Below are 500 nucleotides of genomic sequence, written 5' to 3'. Positions count from 1 at the left end.
CGCGACCTGCTGCCGGTGCTGGAGCAGGTGGCCAAGGCCGGCCGTCCGCTGCTGATCGTGGCCGAGGACGTGGAGGGCGAGGCGCTGGCCACGCTGGTGGTCAACAACATCCGCGGCATCCTCAAGGCCGCCGCGGTCAAGGCGCCGGGCTTCGGCGACCGCCGCAAGGCGCTGCTGGAAGACATCGCCATCCTCACCAGCGGCCAGGTGGTGGCCGAGGAAGTCGGCCTGTCGCTGGAGAAGGTCTCGCTGGAAGAACTGGGCCAGGCCGCGCGCGTGGAGATCGGCAAGGAAAACACCACCATCATCGACGGCGCCGGCGATGCCGGGCAGATCCAGGCGCGCGTCAAGCGCATCCGCGCGCAGATCGACGAAGCCACCTCCGACTACGACCGCGAGAAGCTGCAGGAGCGCGTGGCCAAGCTGGCCGGCGGCGTGGCCGTGCTCAAGGTGGGCGGCGCCACCGAGGTCGAGGTCAAGGAAAAGAAGGCGCGCGTCGA

The 500-nt window shown here is 70.0% G+C and carries 1 protein-coding gene; it reads left to right on the top strand.

Annotation, left to right across the window (positions count from 1 at the left end):
* On the top strand, positions 1-500 hold a 500-nt coding region (locus tag K206_RS40675), incomplete at both ends, for a TCP-1/cpn60 chaperonin family protein (protein ID WP_020207213.1).

The sequence above is a fragment of the Cupriavidus sp. WS genome, from assembly GCF_000395345.1.
GTDB lineage: Bacteria > Pseudomonadota > Gammaproteobacteria > Burkholderiales > Burkholderiaceae > Cupriavidus > Cupriavidus basilensis_B.
This window is presented reverse-complemented; position numbering and strand designations above follow the sequence as displayed.